General features: G+C 45.2%; 3 protein-coding genes. 2 read left to right on the top strand and 1 reads right to left on the bottom strand.

Annotation, left to right across the window (positions count from 1 at the left end):
• On the top strand, positions 1-243 hold a 243-nt coding region (locus ACR0P9_RS11590), incomplete at its 5' end, for a GH36 C-terminal domain-containing protein (protein WP_432620309.1).
• Between the two features lie 80 nt (positions 244-323).
• Here the strand turns inward: ACR0P9_RS11590 and ACR0P9_RS11585 are convergent.
• Positions 324-1,190: an AraC family transcriptional regulator gene (locus ACR0P9_RS11585; RefSeq protein ID WP_432620307.1), complete on the bottom strand. Its 867-nt coding sequence runs from the start codon at positions 1,188-1,190 to the stop codon at positions 324-326.
• A gap of 84 nt (positions 1,191-1,274) precedes the next feature.
• On the opposite strand from ACR0P9_RS11585, the gene ACR0P9_RS11580 reads away from it, so the two are divergent.
• Positions 1,275-2,039, top strand: a 765-nt coding sequence (locus ACR0P9_RS11580; protein ID WP_432620305.1) for a galactokinase, incomplete at its 3' end; no start/stop codon positions are given.

The raw sequence follows: 2,039 nt of genomic DNA, 5'->3' as shown, positions 1-2,039 counted from the left end.
CGCACAGCACTGGTCGGATACTATAAAATCCTCAATGAGGTCAACGGACCATATCATCGTGTCAAGCTGCACGGCTTACAGCCGGATCTGTTATATTGTGTGGATGATTCCGCAACGCATTACGGAGATGAATTGATGGAAGTTGGTCTTCTCACCACAGATGGTTCCTCTGGTCAGGCAATCGAAGGAGATCGCGAAAGCAAGGATTTCGATTCTCGTATCTTCGTCTTGCACGCTCAATAAGCATTCCTCTCTCTTGTTCATAGACATGCAGAAGCTGACACAAGATTTGTGTCAGCTTCTGTAAAACACCGAATGAATTTTTATTCTGTATGGTATAATCCCTTATTTTGAGAGGCACGATCCAACTTTCGATATTGAGACGGCGTCATGCCTACATGTTGTTTAAACGCTTTAGAAAATACCAGTGCATCTTTATATCCGCACATACCGGCAATCATGCCAACAGGAAAGCGCGTCAATGACAGCTGTTCTTTCGCACGGCTCAAGCGAAAATTCATGAGATATGCATTGGGAGAGGTATGCATAATACTCTGAAACAGGGTCGCAAGATAACTTCTGCTGATTCCCACATATTCCGCAATATCTTGCACTTTTATCTCTTGGGCATAATGATTCTGAATGTATTCCACGGCAGCCTGCACGTAATAATTCCGTTTTCCCATTTGAAACTCGCTGTTTTGTGTGGAAATACTGCGAGCAATACAGGAGAAAAATGCATACATTTGAGATTGATGAAACAGCATTTGTTCTATGCCGTCACGCTCATCATGCAAGACGCTCTGAACAATGCGCAGCAGTTCTTCACCGCATCCGGAGGAAAACGTTGGCACACGATAGGATAATCCCATCTCACGCATGAGTTTATCCGCCCGACTGCCCTGAAAGCCGATCCAAAGATATTGCCATGGCTGCTGTTCATCTGCCTGATAAAATGTCATAACATTCGGTTCGATAAGGAATCCTTCTTCTTTTTCCAGTTCATATGTGCGATTTCCGATATGATATGTTCCCTTTCCTTCCAATACATAATGCAAGATGTAATTGGGACGAACCGCAGGACCGAAATGATGTCCCGACTCACAGATGGAATAACCACAATGGCATAAGAACAGCTCTCGAAACCATTGCTCCTGTTCTTCAAATTTTTTTACCCAAGATTTTTCCATGCGAAATCTCCCTTCGCAGCATTTTTCTTATTTTAACATAATTTGTTATAAAAATCCACATATCTCAATCCGAGGTGATTTATTTTGATTCTTTTAGAACAAGCAGAACTTTCTCTGCATACCGGCAGCGCAGATGACACAATCTGTCAGGTCTATGGATGCAGCAAGGGAAGTGATGCTCTTGTCCAATACCGAAACAGATTGCTGCACGTGCTGACCAGTTTTCGGACAGAATTTGGCAGAACCGATGCCATTGCATTGTTCAGCGCACCGGGCAGAACCGAACTGGGCGGCAATCATACCGACCATCAGCACGGCAATGTGCTGGCGGCGAGCGTCAATCTGGACATTGTTGCCTGTGCTGCACCGAATGACAGCATGATTGTGCGCATTCAGTCGGAAGGCTATCCGATGGATACCATTGATTTGACAGATCTGACGCCGCATCCGGAAGAAACCAACAAAACGGCTGCTCTTATTCGCGGCGTGGCAGCGGCAGCTCACAAACTTGGTCATGAAATCAAGGGCTTTGATGCCTATATGACCAGCAATGTACTGAGCGGTTCGGGATTATCTTCTTCTGCGGCATATGAAACGATGATTGGCGTCATCATGAATCGCTTTTTCTGCGAAGATAAGCTGACAGCTGTTGATATTGCAAAAATCGGGCAGTATGCAGAGAATATCTATTTTGGAAAACCATGCGGCTTGATGGATCAGATGGCATCGTCTGTCGGCGGCATTGTCGCCATTGATTTTGCCAATCAAAAGGAACCGACTGTGCGCAAGATTACCTATGATATGCACGCGAGCGAGCATTCCCTGTGTATCGTCGATACTGGCGGAGAT

The organism is Butyricicoccus sp., assembly GCF_050872565.1.
GTDB lineage: Bacteria > Bacillota > Clostridia > Oscillospirales > Butyricicoccaceae > Butyricicoccus_A.
Note: the sequence above shows the minus strand (reverse complement) of the source record. Positions and strands in the feature narration are given on the sequence as shown.

What these genes read in the sequence shown, in the direction of transcription:
- ACR0P9_RS11585 (WP_432620307.1), bottom strand. Translation starts at nt 1,190, where the DNA reads ATGGAAAAATCTTGGGTAAAAAAATTTGAAGAACAGGAGCAATGGTTT.